This is a genomic window from Burkholderia cepacia GG4, from assembly GCF_000292915.1.
Classification (GTDB): Bacteria; Pseudomonadota; Gammaproteobacteria; order Burkholderiales; family Burkholderiaceae; genus Burkholderia; species Burkholderia cepacia_D.
Window position 1 is genome coordinate 1,780,592 of record NC_018514.1, and the last position, 15,679, is coordinate 1,796,270.

The following is a 15,679-nucleotide window of genomic DNA, read 5'->3' on the forward strand; positions in this document are numbered from 1 at the left end:
CGTTTCGCAACCACACCACCCGCCACGCCCACACACCGGGTTGATGCGTTCTTTGCATCGTCCGGCAGCACGCGCTGCAACGGCAAACGTTTGCACACCCCGATTTCCATGCACCAACCGGCGAAATCCGCCCTGTGGCTGCCGGACGCGCCAGCCACTGCAACAATCGCAGCGCAGCAATTGTCAACTATTTCAAAAACAGGAACAGTTCTTGATGTGCTTGATATATATGCACTTTTTTCAGCTGTTACCTTTTCGAGACACTTTATTTTTTAAGCTTTCTTGCCTGTATTGCACTGAGCTATTCTCCAATCCGCAACAAATAACGAATCACTTGCGTGGAGATACTCAACGATGAAGAAACTCGCTCTCTCGACCCTCTCGCTCGCCCTGCTGGGCGCTGCCGGTGCTGCTCATGCTCAATCGAGCGTGACGCTTTACGGTGTGATCGATACGTCGATTGCCTACGTTCACGGCAATGACGGTCAAGGCAACAATTCGTGGCAAATGCTGTCGGGCAACCTGCAAGGCAGCCGCTTCGGCCTGAAGGGTGCTGAAGACCTCGGCGGTGGCCTGAAGGCGATCTTCCAGTTGGAAAACGGTTTTGATCCGGGCACGGGCCACCTGAACCAGGGCGGTCGCATGTTCGGTCGCCAGGCATACGTCGGCCTCGAGAGCAACCAGTACGGTACGCTGACGCTCGGCCGCCAGTACGACCCGCTCGTCGACCTGGTCCAGGCTGTCACGGCAGACAACTACTTCGGCAGCACGTTCGCTACGCCGGGTGACGTCGACAACAACGACAACTCGCTGCGCGTCAGCAACGCGATCAAGTACACGTCGCCGGTCTGGGCAGGCTTCCAGGTCGAAGGCATGTACGCCCTCGGCGGCGTCGCAGGCAAGACGGGCGCGGGCCAGACGTGGTCGGTCGCAGCGGCTTACAACAACGGCCCGGTTGGCGTTGCTGCAGGCTACTTCTACGCAGCCAACCCGTCGCCGGCAACGCCGGTCGGCCGTGCAGGCTGGGGTTCGACGACGTCGGACAACATCATCGACGGCCCGATCAATGCGGGTTACGTGACGGCGAAGTCGATCGCGATCGCACAGGTTGCAGGTCAGTACGCAATCGGCCCGGTGACGGTCGGCCTCGGCTACAGCAACGCACAGTACAAGCCGGACGCATTCTCGGCTTTCGGCGCGACCCAGAAGTACAACACGGGCCGCGGCTTCGTGACGTACCAGGTTACGCCGCCGCTGCTGCTGGGCCTCGGCTACTCGTACACGAAGGCAAACGGCAACACGGACGCCAAGTACCACCAGGTTTCGCTGGGCGGCGACTACTCGCTGTCGAAGCGTACGGACATCTACCTGGTCGGCGCATACCAGCACGCAAGCGGTACGCAGCTGAACGCAGATGGCACGACGTCGGCAGCTCAAGCTTCGATCGGCTCGTACGGCATCGCCGGCACGAAGTCGCAAGAGCTGGTTGCTCTCGGCCTGCGCCACAAGTTCTAAGAAGTACGTTTCCGGTGTGCATGGCGTCTCCGACGCCATGTCTCCGAACTGCAAAACCAGTCATCGGCTTCGGCCCTGGCTGGTTTTTTTTCGTCCGTCGCCCGCGCCGCCATGGCGGGCGACGGACACGGTCCGGACCCACGGGTACGGCACCCGGCCGGCAGCGGTTCCTGGGCCGCCCATGGCGCGCCGGAAGCCCCGTCGAGGGGGTGCGCACACCTTGCGCCGGCCCCGGCCGCAGACAACCCTGCACGCGCGCCGCATCCCGGCTGGCGCCGCCCGGAATGCGCGGCGTTCCAGCCCGCACACGCGCCACCCGATTCGGCATCGCACGCGCCACGCCGGACGACGTTACTCCCGCACCCCCGACCTGCTCACGCGATGTGAAGAACGTATGCTTCGACGTGTCGATTTCGGCCGCCGTCATCCGTCGTATCGATGGCGGCGCGCGGATTGCCCGGCCCACTACCGACAGCTGACAGGAGACGTTCCATGACGATTCAGAAGATCACCCCGTTCCTCTGGTACTCGACGGAAGCCGAAGAAGCCGCGGCCTTCTATGCGGGCATTTTCCCGAACTCGCGCGTCGTGCGCGTCACGGCGGTGTCCGGCACCGGCGGCACCCGGATGGTTGAGTTCGAGCTGTTCGGGCAGCCGTTCATCGCGATGAGCCACCCGCGCACCGAGACGTTCAATCACGCGATCTCGCTGATGATCAACTGCGGCGACCAGGCCGAGCTGGACCGCTACTGGAGCGCGCTGCTCGAATACGGCGGCAGCGCAGACGGCTGCGGCTGGGTGCGGGACCGCTACGGCGTCTCGTGGCAGATCGTGCCGGACGAACTGATCCCGATGATGGCCGACCGGGACGAGGTCAAGGCGGCGCGCGTGGCCGCGGCGATGATGCAGATGACGAAGTTCGACGTCGCCGCGCTGAAGGCCGCGTACGCAGGCACGGCGGGTTGACCCGGCCACGGCGCTGCGTGCGCTTCGCGCGGCGCGGGCAGCCTGTGCAAGTGTGCCGATTCGCGCGTGGCCATCGGCGTCATGGCGCACGACGGCGACATTGCGTCGCGCCACGATGCAATCACGAGCGCCGTCTCGCCCGCCGCTACGCCGACAGCATCGCTTCGACGATCCACCGCACATAGCGAACGAACGCCGCGACCGGTTCGCCGCACAGCATCGCGTCGTCGCCTTCACCGCGCAGATAGACGATACGCACGATACGCTCAGCCGCCACGATCGGTCGGTACGCGTCAGGCACGCGCGCCAGCACCCATGTGACCGCGACATCCTTCGGCGCGATCCTGCCGGTCGCGGCGCTGTACCGGATGCGGGCGAGCGCAAGCACCACGTTGCATGCGTCGCCGCGCCAGTCCGGCTCGGCATCCCGCTGCGCGACGGTAGCGAGCAGCGCGGCGACGAAGTCGCGCGCAGACACCGGCTCGAACCACGCGGCCGCGCGCGGCCCGCCAGTGCAACGTCGTGCTGCGGCACCTTGGTCAACAGAATCGCCCGATCGTGATCGACGCACGGCGGCTCGACGCGGCCCGCGCGCAGATCGTGGCGCAGCCACTCGCCGAACTGCAGCTCGCGCCGCGCCGGATGACGCCACGGCACCACGTCGCCGCGCACGACCACGGTGACTTCCAGCGCACGCAGGCGCTGCGCGCCACCCGGCGGCGCCGACACATCCAGCAAGTCGAACATCAACGCGCGCCGCGCCGGTTCGCCGGGCGATACCGCGACGGTCACCGGCAGGTCGATGTCGCTGCGCGGTTTCAGGCCACCGTCGAGCGCCGAACCGAACAGATGAATCGCGTGCAGCGTCGCGCCGACATGCCGGTCGATCGCAGCACACGCAGCGCTCACCTGCTCGGCGATCGCTTCAGGAACGACCGCTGCGTTCATGACGCAAGCCCCGCATCGCACATGCGCCGCGGGCTGCAATCCGAAACGACGCACCGGTGCGAACGCGGCAATCCGGCTGCCACACATGCGGCGCGCAACACCGGACGCGCATCGCGTCACGCCGCAGCCGCACTTCACGACATCGCCGCCGCGCGCCTGGCGCAGCGCAATAAAAAACCCCGCACGCTTTCGCGAACGGGGATCGTCGGACATCGCAACGGCCGCCGACATGCATTCGGCGGCCGTTACGCGGCATTACGCAGCCGCGTCCTTCAGCTTCTTCAGCGCACGTGCCTTCACGCGCACGCTGGCCGGCTTCGCCGGGAACCAACGCTCTTCGCCCGTGAACGGATCCTTGCCGAAGCGCTTCTTCTTCGCCGGCACGACTTGCGCCGTGATCTTCAGCAGACCCGGCAGCGTGAACTCGCCTGCGCCCTTCTTGTGGACCGAGCCCAGCACGACGTTCTCGAGTGCGACGAGCACTGCCTTGACCGCCTTCACTTCGACAGCTGCGCGCTCAGCGATGTGCGTTGCGAGCGATGCCTTCGTGAACTTGTCCTTCAGCGGCGTCGGAGCGGCCGGTGCTGCCTTTGCGACAGCCTTCTTGGCCACTACTTTCTTCGCGGGCGCAGCCTTTTTGGCAGCCACTTTCTTGGTGGCCGGTGCGGCAGCCTTCTTGGCCACCTTTTTTGCGGAAGTCGCCATGTTTCTCCTACCAGGTGTGGTCGTTGGATACACGAAGCGTGCAACGCGCGCGCTTCAACGCCGGATTCTACAAGCGCCGTGACGCTTCGTGCAGTACTTTTATGCGTTTTCGCGGGGTTTCCCGCAGGTTTTGTTGCGCGCGACCGACTTCGCCGACGCTCGAGCATCGAAAAACGCCTTCACGTATACGTCCGAACGCGAATTACGTTCGATATTTGCGCACCTATACTGACCTCGCTCAGTGCCCCGGATGCCTTCATGCGCGAAGTCAGATACGTCAAAGGACTCGACGGCCTGCGAGCCATCGCCGTCATTCTCGTTTTCCTGTCCCACAAGGGCCACGTCCTCGCTGTCGACGTAGGCAAGCTCGGTGTGTGGACGTTTTTCTTCATCAGCGGATTCCTGATCGTCGGCGAACTGCATCGCAACCGTCAGGCGGTCGAGCGCGGCACGATGACGCGCCGGCATGCGCTGGCGCTGTTCCTCGCGAAGCGCGCGCTGCGGATCTTTCCCGTCTACTACCTGCTGCTCGCCGCGCTCGCAATCGCGCACGCGCTGTTCTACCAGCGCGGCGTCAATCTCGGGCTCGCGTGGCACGCGACGTTCCTGTCGAATTACTGGATCGGCGTCGTCAAGGACGGCTGGCCGGGCTCCACGTCACACTTCTGGAGCCTCGCGGTTGAGCAGCAGTTCTATCTGATTGCGCCGCTCACGCTGCTCGCGGTGCCCGCCGCGCGACACGTCGCGCTCGGCGTCGCGGCCGTCGCGCTGTGCGCGCTCGCGCATCTCGCGCTGTACGCGGTCGATGCGTCGCCGGTCCTGATCTACGCGTTTTCACCGTGGAATTTCGCGCTGATCGCGCTCGGCGGCGTCGGCGCGATGGCGCTCGCCGATCGCGGACCGGCCGTCGTCCGTCGCATTCCACCGGGCTGGATCGGTGCCGCCGGCGTCGTGTTCTTCCTGGCGCTGCCCGCGTTCACGCGGCTGCCCGACATCGCCGCGGGGTTCGCGGATCTCGGCCTGTCCGCGGCGCTCGGCGCGCTGATGCTGTGGATCGTCAGTGAACCCGACCACCCGGCCGTCGCGCTGCTCGACTGGGGGCCGCTCGTCTACCTCGGCACCATCAGCTACGGTTTCTACCTGTTCCACAACCTGATTCCGGCACACTTCGGCAAACTGCCTGCGCTGTTCGCGCACGTGCCGATGCCGACGATCGTCCGGGAGGCACTGCCCGAACTGCTCCAGTTCGCGCTCGCCGTGCTGCTCGCACATCTGTCGTGGCGCTATCTGGAAAGGCGCCTGCTCGACTTCAAGAAGCCGATCGCCGCGCTGCTGACGCGGTACTTCGTCGCACGGCCGACGACATCGCCGCGCTGAACGGGACACCGTCGCACCAGCGACGGAACCGGAACACACGCGGCGCGGCGGCGATGGCGGGCGCCGCAACGGTGCAGCGCCGGCGCCCCCGTCGCCGCCGAAACGCGCTTCGCGTCGGCGGATGAAACGCTCCTCGGGCACAGATGCGCGGCATCGACGGATGCAATACCCCTGGGGCGCAGATGCGCGGCGTCGACGTCGACGTCATTTGCGAATCGCCACACGCGCAAGCGTCGAACGGATCACACGCGGCGGGCACGTCGGCCCCGGTTTCATCGCGACGGCAACTCGCGCACTGCGCGCCGCATACCGAAAACCGAACCACGGCCCGACGGCGATGCGTCAGGATTGCCGCGAACGCACCCGTTCGATCTGATTCGAGGCCGCCGGGCATCGGCGCAGCTGCTTGCCCGCCGCCCGTCCGCCGTCGCCCCACACCTCGCCCGCACGCAAAAAAGCCCCGGCGCACGAGGCAGCCGGGGCCAACGGAACAACCACCACCTGAAACAACGGAGCTGCGCGGCTGCTTATGCGACAGCAGCCAGCGCGGGCAGGCAGGTACGCAGGTACGCCTCGAATTCGCGGCTCACTTCCGGATGCTGGAGCGCGAGCTCGACGGTCGCCTTGAGGTAGCCGATCTTGCTGCCGCAATCGAAACGCGTGCCGAAATAGCGATACGCAAGCACCTGTTCGTTCGCGAGCAGCGACTGGACGGCGTCGGTAAGCTGCAGTTCGCCGCCCGCGCCCGGCTTGAGCCGGCGCAGGTGATCGAAGATCGTCGGCATGAACACGTAGCGGCCGACCACGCCGAGGTTCGACGGCGCGTCTTCCGGCGCCGGCTTCTCGATGATGCCCGACAACTTGATGATGTCCTCTTCCCACTCCCGGCCTTCGACGACGCCGTACGAGCGGCTGTCCTCGCGCGCAATCGTCTCGACCCCGATCACCGAGCTGTGATAGTGGTCGAACACGTCCACGAGCTGCTTGAGCACCGGCTGTTCGCCGTGCAGCAGGTCGTCCGCAAGAATCACCGCGAACGGCTCGCCGTGCACGAGCTTTTCCGCGCACAGCACGGCGTGACCGAGGCCGAGCGCTTCCGGCTGGCGCACGTAGAAGCAGTTCACGTGGCTCGGCTTGATGCCGCGCACGAGCTCGAGCAGCTTTTCCTTGCCGCGCGCCTCGAGTTCGGCCTCGATCTCGTACGACTTGTCGAAGTGATCCTCGATCGCGCGCTTGCTGCGCCCGGTCACGAAGATCATCTCGGTGATACCGGCGTTGATCGCCTCCTCGACCGCGTACTGGATCAGTGGCTTGTCGACGACCGGCAGCATTTCCTTCGGGCTCGCCTTCGTTGCCGGGAGGAACCGCGTGCCGAGACCGGCGACCGGGAACACGGCCTTGGTGACTTTCAACATGTTCGCATCCTGATTGCGTTGACTGCGCCGCGTCGCCCTGCGACCCGGCGCGATTGTTTTCCGAACGGCATATCGAGAATCGACGGTACGGCCAATTCCACTCCGCTCATTTTCGATATGAACCGATTGCCCATGTTTCCGGAAAATAGATAATCCGCAAATTCGGTCGATATTGCCGAACCGAGTGCCCGAGCAGAAACAAATTACCGATTTTCCCGATACAAATTCTTACGATTCGAATTCCTCGATATACGGGACGCCGCCCCGCTCGAGACCGGGGCGAATCGGCTCGTTCTTCAGCGCCTCGCGGTACGCCGACAGCACGGCCATGACCAGCAGTACTGCCGCACTCGCGATCCAATGCATGTCCATCTTGCCGCTCCTTGCATCAATCAACTGGAGCTTCAAACTATCAGAAAAAAATCGGCAAATAATTCTGGCACCTGCGAAACCGCTTTCATGGCTTAATAAAACCCATCATCTGAAATGCCATTATTTCGCGCCACGATTTTTTTATTCATTCGGTCGAATTCTTGCGCATTACGATTGGACCATCCCCTTCATCCGTCGCAAGGAATCGAATCGCATGCAAGCTTTCAGCGGATCGCCTTTGACCGCGCCGCCCGTCGCCGACCACAAGGAACACGTGATCGACGCGATGCGCGGGTTCGCGGCGCTGCTCGTCGCCTATTTCCACTGCCGCCAGGTCGTCTGGGTCGGCATGCAGAGCTTCCATCACGCTTACGGTCATGCGCTCAACCCGAGCGCAATCGCCGGCTACCTGACCTTCCCGTTCGCGTGGGGATCCGCCGGCGTGCCGATCTTCTTCGTGATCAGCGGCTACTGCATCCATCGCAACGCGGCGCTCAAGCTCGCGGCCAACCCCGCGTACCGGCTCGACGCGCCGAACTTCTGGGCGCGCCGCTTCGCGCGCATCTACCCGGTGCTGCTCGCCGCGTTGCTGTTCACGCTCGCGCTCGACGCGGTCAGCCTGCAGATCGCGCCGGTCAGCCACAAGATCCGCGATGTCGGCATCACTGCGTTCCTCGTAAACCTGTTCTCGCTGCAGGGCGTCGCCGGCTACACGTACGGGTCGAACGGCGCGTTGTGGACCCTGTCGCTCGAAGTGCAGTTCTATGTGATCTATCCGCTGCTGTTCGCGCTGCGCCGGCGCATCGGGATGCCGGCCATCGTGGCGGCCGTCGCGCTCGTCAACGTCGCGTCGGCGTGGCTGCTCGAACGGCACGACCTGCAGTTCTTCACGTCGTACTGGCTGTCCTGGACGGTCGGCGCGTGGATCGCCGACGTGCGCGCGCAGCCGGCGCGCGGCGCGGCCGCCGTGCCGTCGCGCGCGTGGTACGTCGTCGCCGCCGCGCTGCTGGCGGCGGGCTGCGGCGCGTTCCATTTCGGCCAGTACGGCGCGTTCCAGCTGTGGGCGGCCGGCTTCGCCTGCTTCCTGTATCGCGCACTCGCCTGCCCGCCGCGCCCGACGCCGCTGCTGCGCGTGCTCGGCTGGTTCGGTGACTTCAGCTACTCGCTGTACCTGATCCACCTGCCGCTGTTCGTGTGCCTCGGTTCGGTGTTGTTCCATTCCGAGCTGCAACTGTCGATCTGGCCGTCGTTCGCGTTCATGGCCGCCGCGATTCCGGTCGCCTACGTGTTCTACCGGCTGTTCGAACGCCCCGCGATGACGTGGGCGGCCAGCCTGAAGCCGGCTCGCCCTTCCCGCGTCGTCGCACCGGTGCCCGAACAGGCCGCCTGAGCGCGCCGCTCCGGCTCTCCCGGCCCCCGTGCAGCGTCCGACTGCGCGGGGGCTTTTTCATCGGCGTAACGGGCGTGAGGATGCATCTGCGCGACGGGGCATGGCAGGAACGCCACACGGAGGTGTGCAAGCCGCGCGTAACGGCCGTCCGGGCGGCTGCACTACCGTCGCCTCGCCCCAACCTCATCCGCCCCACGGCATGACCGCACGGCGCCGCTCGCGGCGCCCCGCGCGCTTCCGGTCCAGACAGCGGCCCGGCTCAAGCACGCGCTGTAGCGCTTCGCTCTGCTCCGACCACCCACGCCCGGCGCGTGACAGGGTCCACCCCGCCCAAAAGACAAAACCCCCATGCAGCACAACGCCGCATGAGGGCCGGTTTCCCGCCGGTTCACGACGACCCGCTGCGCGGGCCGCCGCCGGCTGTCGCCTACTGCCGCTTTGCCTTCGCGGCCTTCGCCGTATCCGCGAGGATCTTCTCGACCCGCTCCACATAGGTCTCGGTGCCGAACCGGCGCACCGCGGTCGCGCGCCCGCTCGCGACGAGCCGCTCGCGCAGCGCGGCGTCGTGTTTCAGCGCGCCGAGCGCATCGGCCAGCGCGGCCGCGTCGCCCGGCTCGCAGAGCAGCCCGTTCTCGCCGTCCTCGATGATCTCGACGACCCCGCCCGCGCGTGCCGCGACCACCGGCCGCTGCGCGAGCATGCCCTCGACGATCACGCGCCCGAACGGCTCGGGCGTGATCGACGTGTGCGCGACGACGTCGACCGCCATCATGCACGCGGCCACGTCGCGCTGGAACCCGAGGAAATGCACGCGCTCGTTCATGCCGTGGCGCGCAGCGATCTCGTGCAACTGGGCCGCGTATTCGTCCTCGCCGAACAGCGGCGCGCCGACCAGCACCACGTGCATGTCGGGATGCCGCGCCGCGGCTTCCAGCAGCAGGTGCTGCCCCTTCCAGTGCGCAAGGCGGCTGAACGAGCCGACGAGCCAGGCGTGCTCGGGCAACCCGAAGCGCGCGCGCAGCGCAGCCTGGCTGGTGTGTTCCAGCGCGTCGAACGGTTCGGCCGAAATGCCGTTGAACACGACGTCGACATGCTGCGGCGTGAAACCCGTCAGCGCGCGGAACGCCTGCGCGGACGCGTCGGAGTTCGCGATCACGCGCGTGACGCCGAACCGCGCGCAGTACTTGATCGCCATCAGTTGCTTGCTGCCGAAATGATCGTCGCTGACGATATCGCGCAGGTGCCAGACCACCGGCTTGCGCGCGAGCCGCCCGGCCAGCGCGGCGACCACCATCGCGCGCTGCGTGTTCGCGTAGATCACCTCGGCGCGGCGAGCGCGCCGCGCGACGTCGCGCACGAGCGCGAACAACTGCCTCAACGCGCCGGCCGACACGCCGCCCTGCTTGCGCACGCCCGCGAGCGCGCCCTGGTCGAGCACGTCGACGCGCGCGCCGATCTCGTCGAGCGCCGCGCGGAACGGGCCGTCGTCGAACAGCAGCACGTCGGCGTTCGCGCGCATGTGCTTCATGATCTCCAGCAGCGACAGCTCGGCGCCGCCCAGCACGCCGCTCTGGTCGAGCACGAGCGTTGCCGGGCCGCGCGCGGCCGGCATCGGCGCCGCCGCCGTACCGCGCTGCTCGGTCGAGCCGGGCAGCGCCGCTTCCACATAGTCGAGAAAACGCCGGCGGAACGTATCGGCGGAGAACCGCTCCGCGTTCGCGCGGCACGCGTGCGGCGTGAAGCGCTGCGGCGCGCGCTCGAAATCGTCGACCGCCGCGACGATCGCGTGCGGCGTCTGTTCGTCGAAGAACAGCCCGGTCGGATTCGCATGCGAGCGCGGCTCGAGCACGGTTTCGAGCGCGCCGCCCTTGCCGTACGCGATCACCGGCGTGCCGCATGCCTGCGCCTCGACGACCGAGATCCCGAAATCCTCTTCGGCCGCGAACACGAACGCTTTCGCACGCCGCATCCGGTCGTGCAGCACCGCGAACGGCTGGTAGCCCATGATCTCGACGTTCGAGCCGGCCTTCGCGCGAATCTTCTGCATCTCGGGGCCGTCGCCGATCACGACGAGCTTGCGCTCGGGCGTGCGCGAGAATGCTTCGACGATCAGGTCGATCTTCTTGTACGGCACCATCCGCGACGCGGTCAGGTAGAAATCGTCCTTCACCTCGTTCAGCGAGAAGCCGTCGACGTCGACCGGCGGGAAGATCACCGCCGCGTCGCGGTGGTAGACCTTGCGGATGCGCCGCGCGATGAACGCGGAGTTCGCGACGAAGCCGTCCACCGCGTTCGCGGTACGCGTGTCCCAGTTGCGGATGTAGTGCAGGATCATCCGCGCGAGCAGCGACTTCGGCCCGTGCGTCAGGTTCGACTGTTCCAGATACTGGTGCTGCAGGTCCCACGCATAGCGGATCGGCGAATGCACGTAGCTGATGTGCATCTGGTCCGGCCCCGTCAGCACGCCTTTCGCGACCGCATGGCTGCTGGAGATCACGAGGTCGTACTCCGACACGTCGAGCTGCTCGATCGCGAGCGGCATCAGCGGCAGGTAGCTGCGGTACTTGGTACGTGCGAACGGCAGCTTCTGGATGAAGGAGGTCGTCACCGGCTTGCCGCGCACGAACGCGCGATCGTCGAGAAAATCAACGAGGCTGAACAGGTCCGCGTCGGGAAAGCACGCGACGAGCTGCTCGAGCACGCGCTCGGCGCCCGCGTAGGTCACGAGCCAGTCGTGGACGATCGCCACGCGCAGCGGACGCGACGCATCGCGTGCGCCTGCCCGCCCGGCCGGCTCGGACCGGCGCAGCGCGGCGGCGTCACCGGCATCGGCCACGGCGGCGTCCGCGGTGGCCAGGTTCAGGATGGCGTGTTCCGCCAGATCGCGATTCATATCGTTTTCCTCGCATTGAGACGGACGAACAGGTCGCGCACGAGCGCGCGCAGCCCCGGCGTCATCGTGAGCGACCACGCAAGGTTCAGCACCAGCACGATTGCGCACAGGCCGATCGACTCGCCGAGCCCCGACCACGCTTGCGCGAGAAACAGGCTCGCGAGCAGGAAGGCGAGATGCGCGAGCATGTCGAGCACGATGGCGCGCATCCGGATCGCCGACAGGTAAAGCAGCACGCCGTAGTCGACCAGCGCACGCGTCGCGACGACCACCGCCGCGCCGATCAGTCCGAAGTGGTGAATGCCGAACCACAGGCCGCCGACGAAGAACGGCATCTCGATGAGCCCGGCGAACGCCGCCCGCGCCGGGTTGACCTGCGACTGGATCAGGATCCGCGTGACGCTCGCCTGGCCGACGAGCCACACGCTGATCACCAGCACGCGGCCGACCGGCGCGGAATGCGCGGCGAGATCGGCGCCGACCCACAGCGTGAGGAACGGCGCGAGCGCGAAGATCGCGACGATGCCGACCGGCGTGAACACGCCGTTCAGGAATTCGAGCGACTGCCGCGCGAGCGTGTCGGCGTGATCGCGGCCGACCGCCGACAGGCGCGGGAACAGCGTGCGCACCAGCGCGTTCGGCAGCATGTTCAGCCGCGTGACGAGGTTCTGCGGCACCGTGTAGTAGGTGACGAACTTCGCGCCCATGCCGGCGCCGAGCATCACACGATCGAGCGTGTCGGCGACCATGCTCGCGGTGCTCGCGATCAGCATCCAGCCGCCGAAGTTGAACAGCCCTTTCGCGGTACCCCACTGCGGCGGATCGATACGCCGGATCCCGAGCACTTTGATGCTCGCGTGACCGAGCATCACCGCCGCGATCAGGCGCGCGACGACTGCCGCGGCGAGCACGGTCTGCAGGTTCGGCGCGATCCACCATGCGGCGCCGAGCGGCAGCAGTTGGAACAGGAACGTGCCGATCGTCTGGTTCGTGTTGAACACGCCGAACCGTTCGGCGCCGTTGATCGCGCCGGCGAACACCCACGACACGTTCGCGAGCGGAATCGCGAGCGCGAGCCACGGCAGCGCGAGATACACCTCGTGCTGCATCGCCGCGGACACCTTCGTGAAATACGCGGTGTAGACGAACGCGCCGAAATAGATCAGCAAGCCGCCCACGATGCCGGTGCCGAGGTTCAGCCAGAACGCGCTCCAGAACACGCGTGCGCTTTCGTCGTCGTTGCCGCTCGCGAGCGCCTTCGAGATGTGGTTCTGCGCGGCCATGCTCATCCCGAGATCGAGGATCCCGAAATAGCCGATCAGCGTCCACACCAGGCTGACGACACCGTAGCGTTCGACGCCCAGCGCGTGGATATACGCGGGCACCGTCACCAGCGACACGAAGGTCGGCAGGATCAGCCCGATGAAATTGATCGATACGTTCTTGAGTATGCCTTTGTCCATGCTTTAGCCCATGGGCCCGTTACGGTTTCCAGCGGTACATGAGCACCTTGCCGCGTGCGTCTTCCTCGACGAACACCAGGTATTCGCCGTTCTCGCGCCGGAACGCGCTGATGCCGAACGGCACGTCGACCCAGCCCGACGCCTTGCCGACCTCCGCGCCCGGACTCATCACGCCGACTTCCTTGCCGGTTTCCTTGTCGTACACGTGGATCTTGCCGACCGGCTCCACCGTGAAGATGTAGCGGCCCTCGACCGTGATCCCGATCAGGTCGAAGATCGGCTTCGCGTCGAGCTGCCACGGCAACGCGACCGTGTAGCGCACCACCGGCGAGCCGGTCGACCACTTGTCGAAGCGCACCAGCACGCGGCCGACTTCCTTGTTGATGCCCGGCTGCGGCGGCGCGTCGGCCGTGTAGCCCGTCACGTACAGCGTGTCCGTCTGCGGCTCGTAGATCGCGCGGCGCAGCTGCGTGAACGGCTGCGGCATCGGATAGGTGGTGACCTTGTCGTACGAGTAGATCGGGTTGCCGGCCTTGTCGACACCGCCGTAGCTGAAACGGTGAATCCCGCGCACGTCGCTCGTGCGCCAGATGTCGCCCTTCGTGTCGACCCACCAGCCCCAGCCGCCCGCCTTCGCCTTGCCGGTCGTGTTGGTCGTGAACTCGTCCTCGTCGAGCCGGCCGTTGCCGTTCGCGTCGCGCCAGATCCAGTCGCCGCCCGGCGGCTTGTTCGGCACCTTGTCGACCGGCCGCGCGCGGCCCGCGATCAGGCCCGACGGGACCGCGACCTCACCGTCGCGCTTCGCATCGAAGCGGTAGATCTTCAGGTGATCGGCATACATGTCGGTCAGGTACAGGAACGTGCGGCCGTCGACGCGCCGCGCGAACGGCATGCCGGGATACTGGTCCGTGTGGAACACGGGATCGTCCGGATACTTGAAGCGGTTCGACAGGAAGCCGGCGTATTTCCAGTCCTGGCCGGGCGGCTTCGACAGATCGAGCTCGAAGCGCTTGTTGCCCGTGTACACGCTGTTCGGCCGCGCGGGATCGAGCCACGCGCCGTCGACGAACAGCAGCCCCTGCACCTGCCAGCGCAGCTTGCCTTCGGGCGTGTAGCTTTCGAGCACCGCGCCGAGCCCCGCGCCGATCGTGTCGTGACGCGGCCCGATGCCGTTCATCGACACGTACACGTTGCCCGCGCGATCGACGCCCACGCCCGTCAGCCCGTTGAAGCGCTGCGGCCCCGGGCGGCCCGGCACCGGGCCCGCGAAGATGCCGCCGCGCTCGCCGAGCGTGCCGGACGGCGCATAACCCTTGCCGCCTTTCGAGAAAATCAGCACCTGCTGGCGTTGACCGTTGTCCGCGACCAGCACGCGCCCTTTCGGGTCGACCGCCACGTCCACCGCCTCGGTGCCGTCGGGCAACGCGGGCGCGTCGTCGAGCTTGCGGCCGTCCGCGCGCACGTGCACGAGATGCGCGGGCCCGCTGAGCGTATCGGTGAGCAGCCACAGCGTGCCGTCGCCGGCGAGCGCGATGCGGCCCGGCTCGTGCTCGCTCCACGTGCCCTTCTTCTGCATCGTCTCGGCGTCGTACACGTCCACCGCGTCATGCGACGGATTCGTCGCGAACAGCGTCTTGTCGTCGGCCGCGAGGCCGCCCACTTCCGCCTTCGCCTCGCCCACTTCCGAACGTGCGGGGGCCGGCACCTCGTTGACCATCATGAAGCTCGCGGCCATCCGCGCGCGGCCGGCATCGGCACGCCCGCCGGGCGCGACCTGCGGCGCCGCGCGGAACGGCGCGGGCTGCTTCATGTCGCCGATCGTGCGCCGCGAGATGCCGAACCACTGCTTGCCCTTGTCCGGCCAGATGCCGGGCGACTGCAGGTGGCCGCGCTCGTTGCCGACGCCGATCGCGACGTATGCGTACTTGCTGTTCACCGCGACCGCGTTGCCGCCGAGGTTACCCCAGCCGTGCGTGCCGCCGGCGAAGCCGAGCATCTTCCCGTCCTGGTAGACGCTCGCCTCGGCGCCGCTCTCGTCCCACGGCGCATTCGTATACACCTTGCCGTCGGGCGTCACCGCGATCGCACGGATGTCGATCTGCGTCCAGCTGCCGTCGCCATAGCCGGACGTGTTGCCGATCCACGATGTGGTCGCGGGCAACACGGTTTCAGCCGGTGCGGCGCTCGCCGTCAGCGCCGCGCATATCGTCATGCCAATCAGAATCGGACGTCGCAATGCGCTCTCCAGACTTGATGCGGAAGCGACCGGCGCCGTGGTGGCGGATTGCCTGCCCGGATGACCTGTCGCGTGTGGGTTTCAAACGTCGCGATGCAGGTTACAAGCAAAAATAATCACAAGAAATTTGGAAATATTTGGGGATGTTTCCGCCTGAAATATCGCGCCGGAACGGCATGAAATAAACCTGCCGAAGCGGCAATATCGACCGCCTTTCACGCGGCGATCCGTAGAAAATGCCGCTCCACCCCGCCCATCGCGGCGCCCGGCCTGCAAACCTTTCATGTCGTGATTGAAACGATCGGGATTTGAAGGTTTTCAAGCGGATAAATGACATGCGTTTTTTTGCCGATTTCTTTTCCCTAGAATCGATTTCGATTCAATATTTCATTTAAACGC

Annotated in this window: 11 protein-coding genes and 1 pseudogene; 4 read left to right on the forward strand and 8 right to left on the reverse strand. The window is 66.2% G+C overall.

Annotated elements, in window-relative coordinates; genetic code table 11:
* Positions 1 to 354 precede the first annotated feature (354 nt).
* Both GEM_RS23635 and GEM_RS23640 read left to right on the forward strand, forming a co-directional pair.
* Positions 355 to 1,515 (forward strand): porin, encoded by a 1,161-nt coding sequence (locus GEM_RS23635; RefSeq protein WP_014899932.1) that lies wholly within the window; start codon positions 355 to 357, stop codon positions 1,513 to 1,515.
* Between the two features lie 492 nt (positions 1,516 to 2,007).
* Positions 2,008 to 2,481, forward strand: a complete 474-nt coding sequence (locus GEM_RS23640) for a VOC family protein (protein WP_014899933.1) — start codon at positions 2,008 to 2,010, stop codon at positions 2,479 to 2,481.
* A 145-nt stretch (positions 2,482 to 2,626) separates the two neighbouring features.
* On the opposite strand, the pseudogene GEM_RS23645 reads toward GEM_RS23640, so the two are convergent.
* Both GEM_RS23645 and GEM_RS23650 read right to left on the reverse strand, forming a co-directional pair.
* A pseudogene (locus tag GEM_RS23645) lies at positions 2,627 to 3,429 on the reverse strand (aminoglycoside adenylyltransferase family protein).
* Between the two features lie 255 nt (positions 3,430 to 3,684).
* Entirely contained in the window at positions 3,685 to 4,134 is a 450-nt protein-coding gene (locus tag GEM_RS23650) for an HU family DNA-binding protein (protein ID WP_011548077.1), read from the reverse strand.
* 258 nt (positions 4,135 to 4,392) lie between these two features.
* Here GEM_RS23650 and GEM_RS23655 point away from each other — a divergent pair, with 258 nt between their 5' ends.
* Positions 4,393 to 5,511 carry an acyltransferase family protein gene (locus GEM_RS23655; protein WP_014899935.1) on the forward strand — a complete coding sequence of 373 codons (1,119 nt, stop codon included), beginning with the start codon at positions 4,393 to 4,395 and terminating at the stop codon, positions 5,509 to 5,511.
* A 527-nt stretch (positions 5,512 to 6,038) separates the two neighbouring features.
* Here the strand turns inward: GEM_RS23655 and galU are convergent.
* A complete protein-coding gene (gene galU / locus GEM_RS23660) occupies positions 6,039 to 6,926 on the reverse strand; it encodes a UTP--glucose-1-phosphate uridylyltransferase GalU (protein WP_014899936.1) in 888 nt (295 codons plus the stop codon).
* Positions 6,927 to 7,154: 228 nt separating this feature from the next.
* Positions 7,155 to 7,298, reverse strand: a complete 144-nt coding sequence (locus GEM_RS31960; protein ID WP_006479318.1) for a hypothetical protein — start codon at positions 7,296 to 7,298, stop codon at positions 7,155 to 7,157.
* 214 nt (positions 7,299 to 7,512) lie between these two features.
* Between GEM_RS31960 and GEM_RS23665 the strand changes: the two genes are divergently transcribed.
* Positions 7,513 to 8,688: an acyltransferase family protein gene (locus GEM_RS23665; protein ID WP_014899937.1), complete on the forward strand. Its 1,176-nt coding sequence runs from the start codon at positions 7,513 to 7,515 to the stop codon at positions 8,686 to 8,688.
* A 427-nt stretch (positions 8,689 to 9,115) separates the two neighbouring features.
* Here GEM_RS23665 and GEM_RS23670 read toward each other — a convergent pair whose 3' ends face one another.
* The 4 genes from GEM_RS23670 to GEM_RS31530 all read right to left on the reverse strand — a co-directional run bounded on the left by GEM_RS23670 (position 9,116) and on the right by GEM_RS31530 (position 15,565).
* The gene (locus tag GEM_RS23670) at positions 9,116 to 11,581 is read right to left on the reverse strand and encodes a glycosyltransferase family 4 protein (RefSeq protein WP_014899938.1); all 2,466 of its coding nucleotides are present in this window, start codon (positions 11,579 to 11,581) and stop codon (positions 9,116 to 9,118) included.
* The gene (locus tag GEM_RS23675) at positions 11,578 to 13,044 is read right to left on the reverse strand and encodes a flippase (RefSeq protein ID WP_014899939.1); all 1,467 of its coding nucleotides are present in this window, start codon (positions 13,042 to 13,044) and stop codon (positions 11,578 to 11,580) included. The genes GEM_RS23670 and GEM_RS23675 overlap by 4 nt, the downstream gene beginning before the upstream one ends.
* A 19-nt stretch (positions 13,045 to 13,063) precedes the next feature.
* Complete coding sequence (locus GEM_RS23680; RefSeq protein ID WP_041490808.1) at positions 13,064 to 15,256, reverse strand: hypothetical protein; 2,193 nt, start codon at positions 15,254 to 15,256, stop codon at positions 13,064 to 13,066.
* A 105-nt stretch (positions 15,257 to 15,361) separates the two neighbouring features.
* Positions 15,362 to 15,565 carry a hypothetical protein gene (locus GEM_RS31530; RefSeq protein ID WP_148283887.1) on the reverse strand — a complete coding sequence of 68 codons (204 nt, stop codon included), beginning with the start codon at positions 15,563 to 15,565 and terminating at the stop codon, positions 15,362 to 15,364.
* Positions 15,566 to 15,679: the final 114 nt, after the last annotated feature.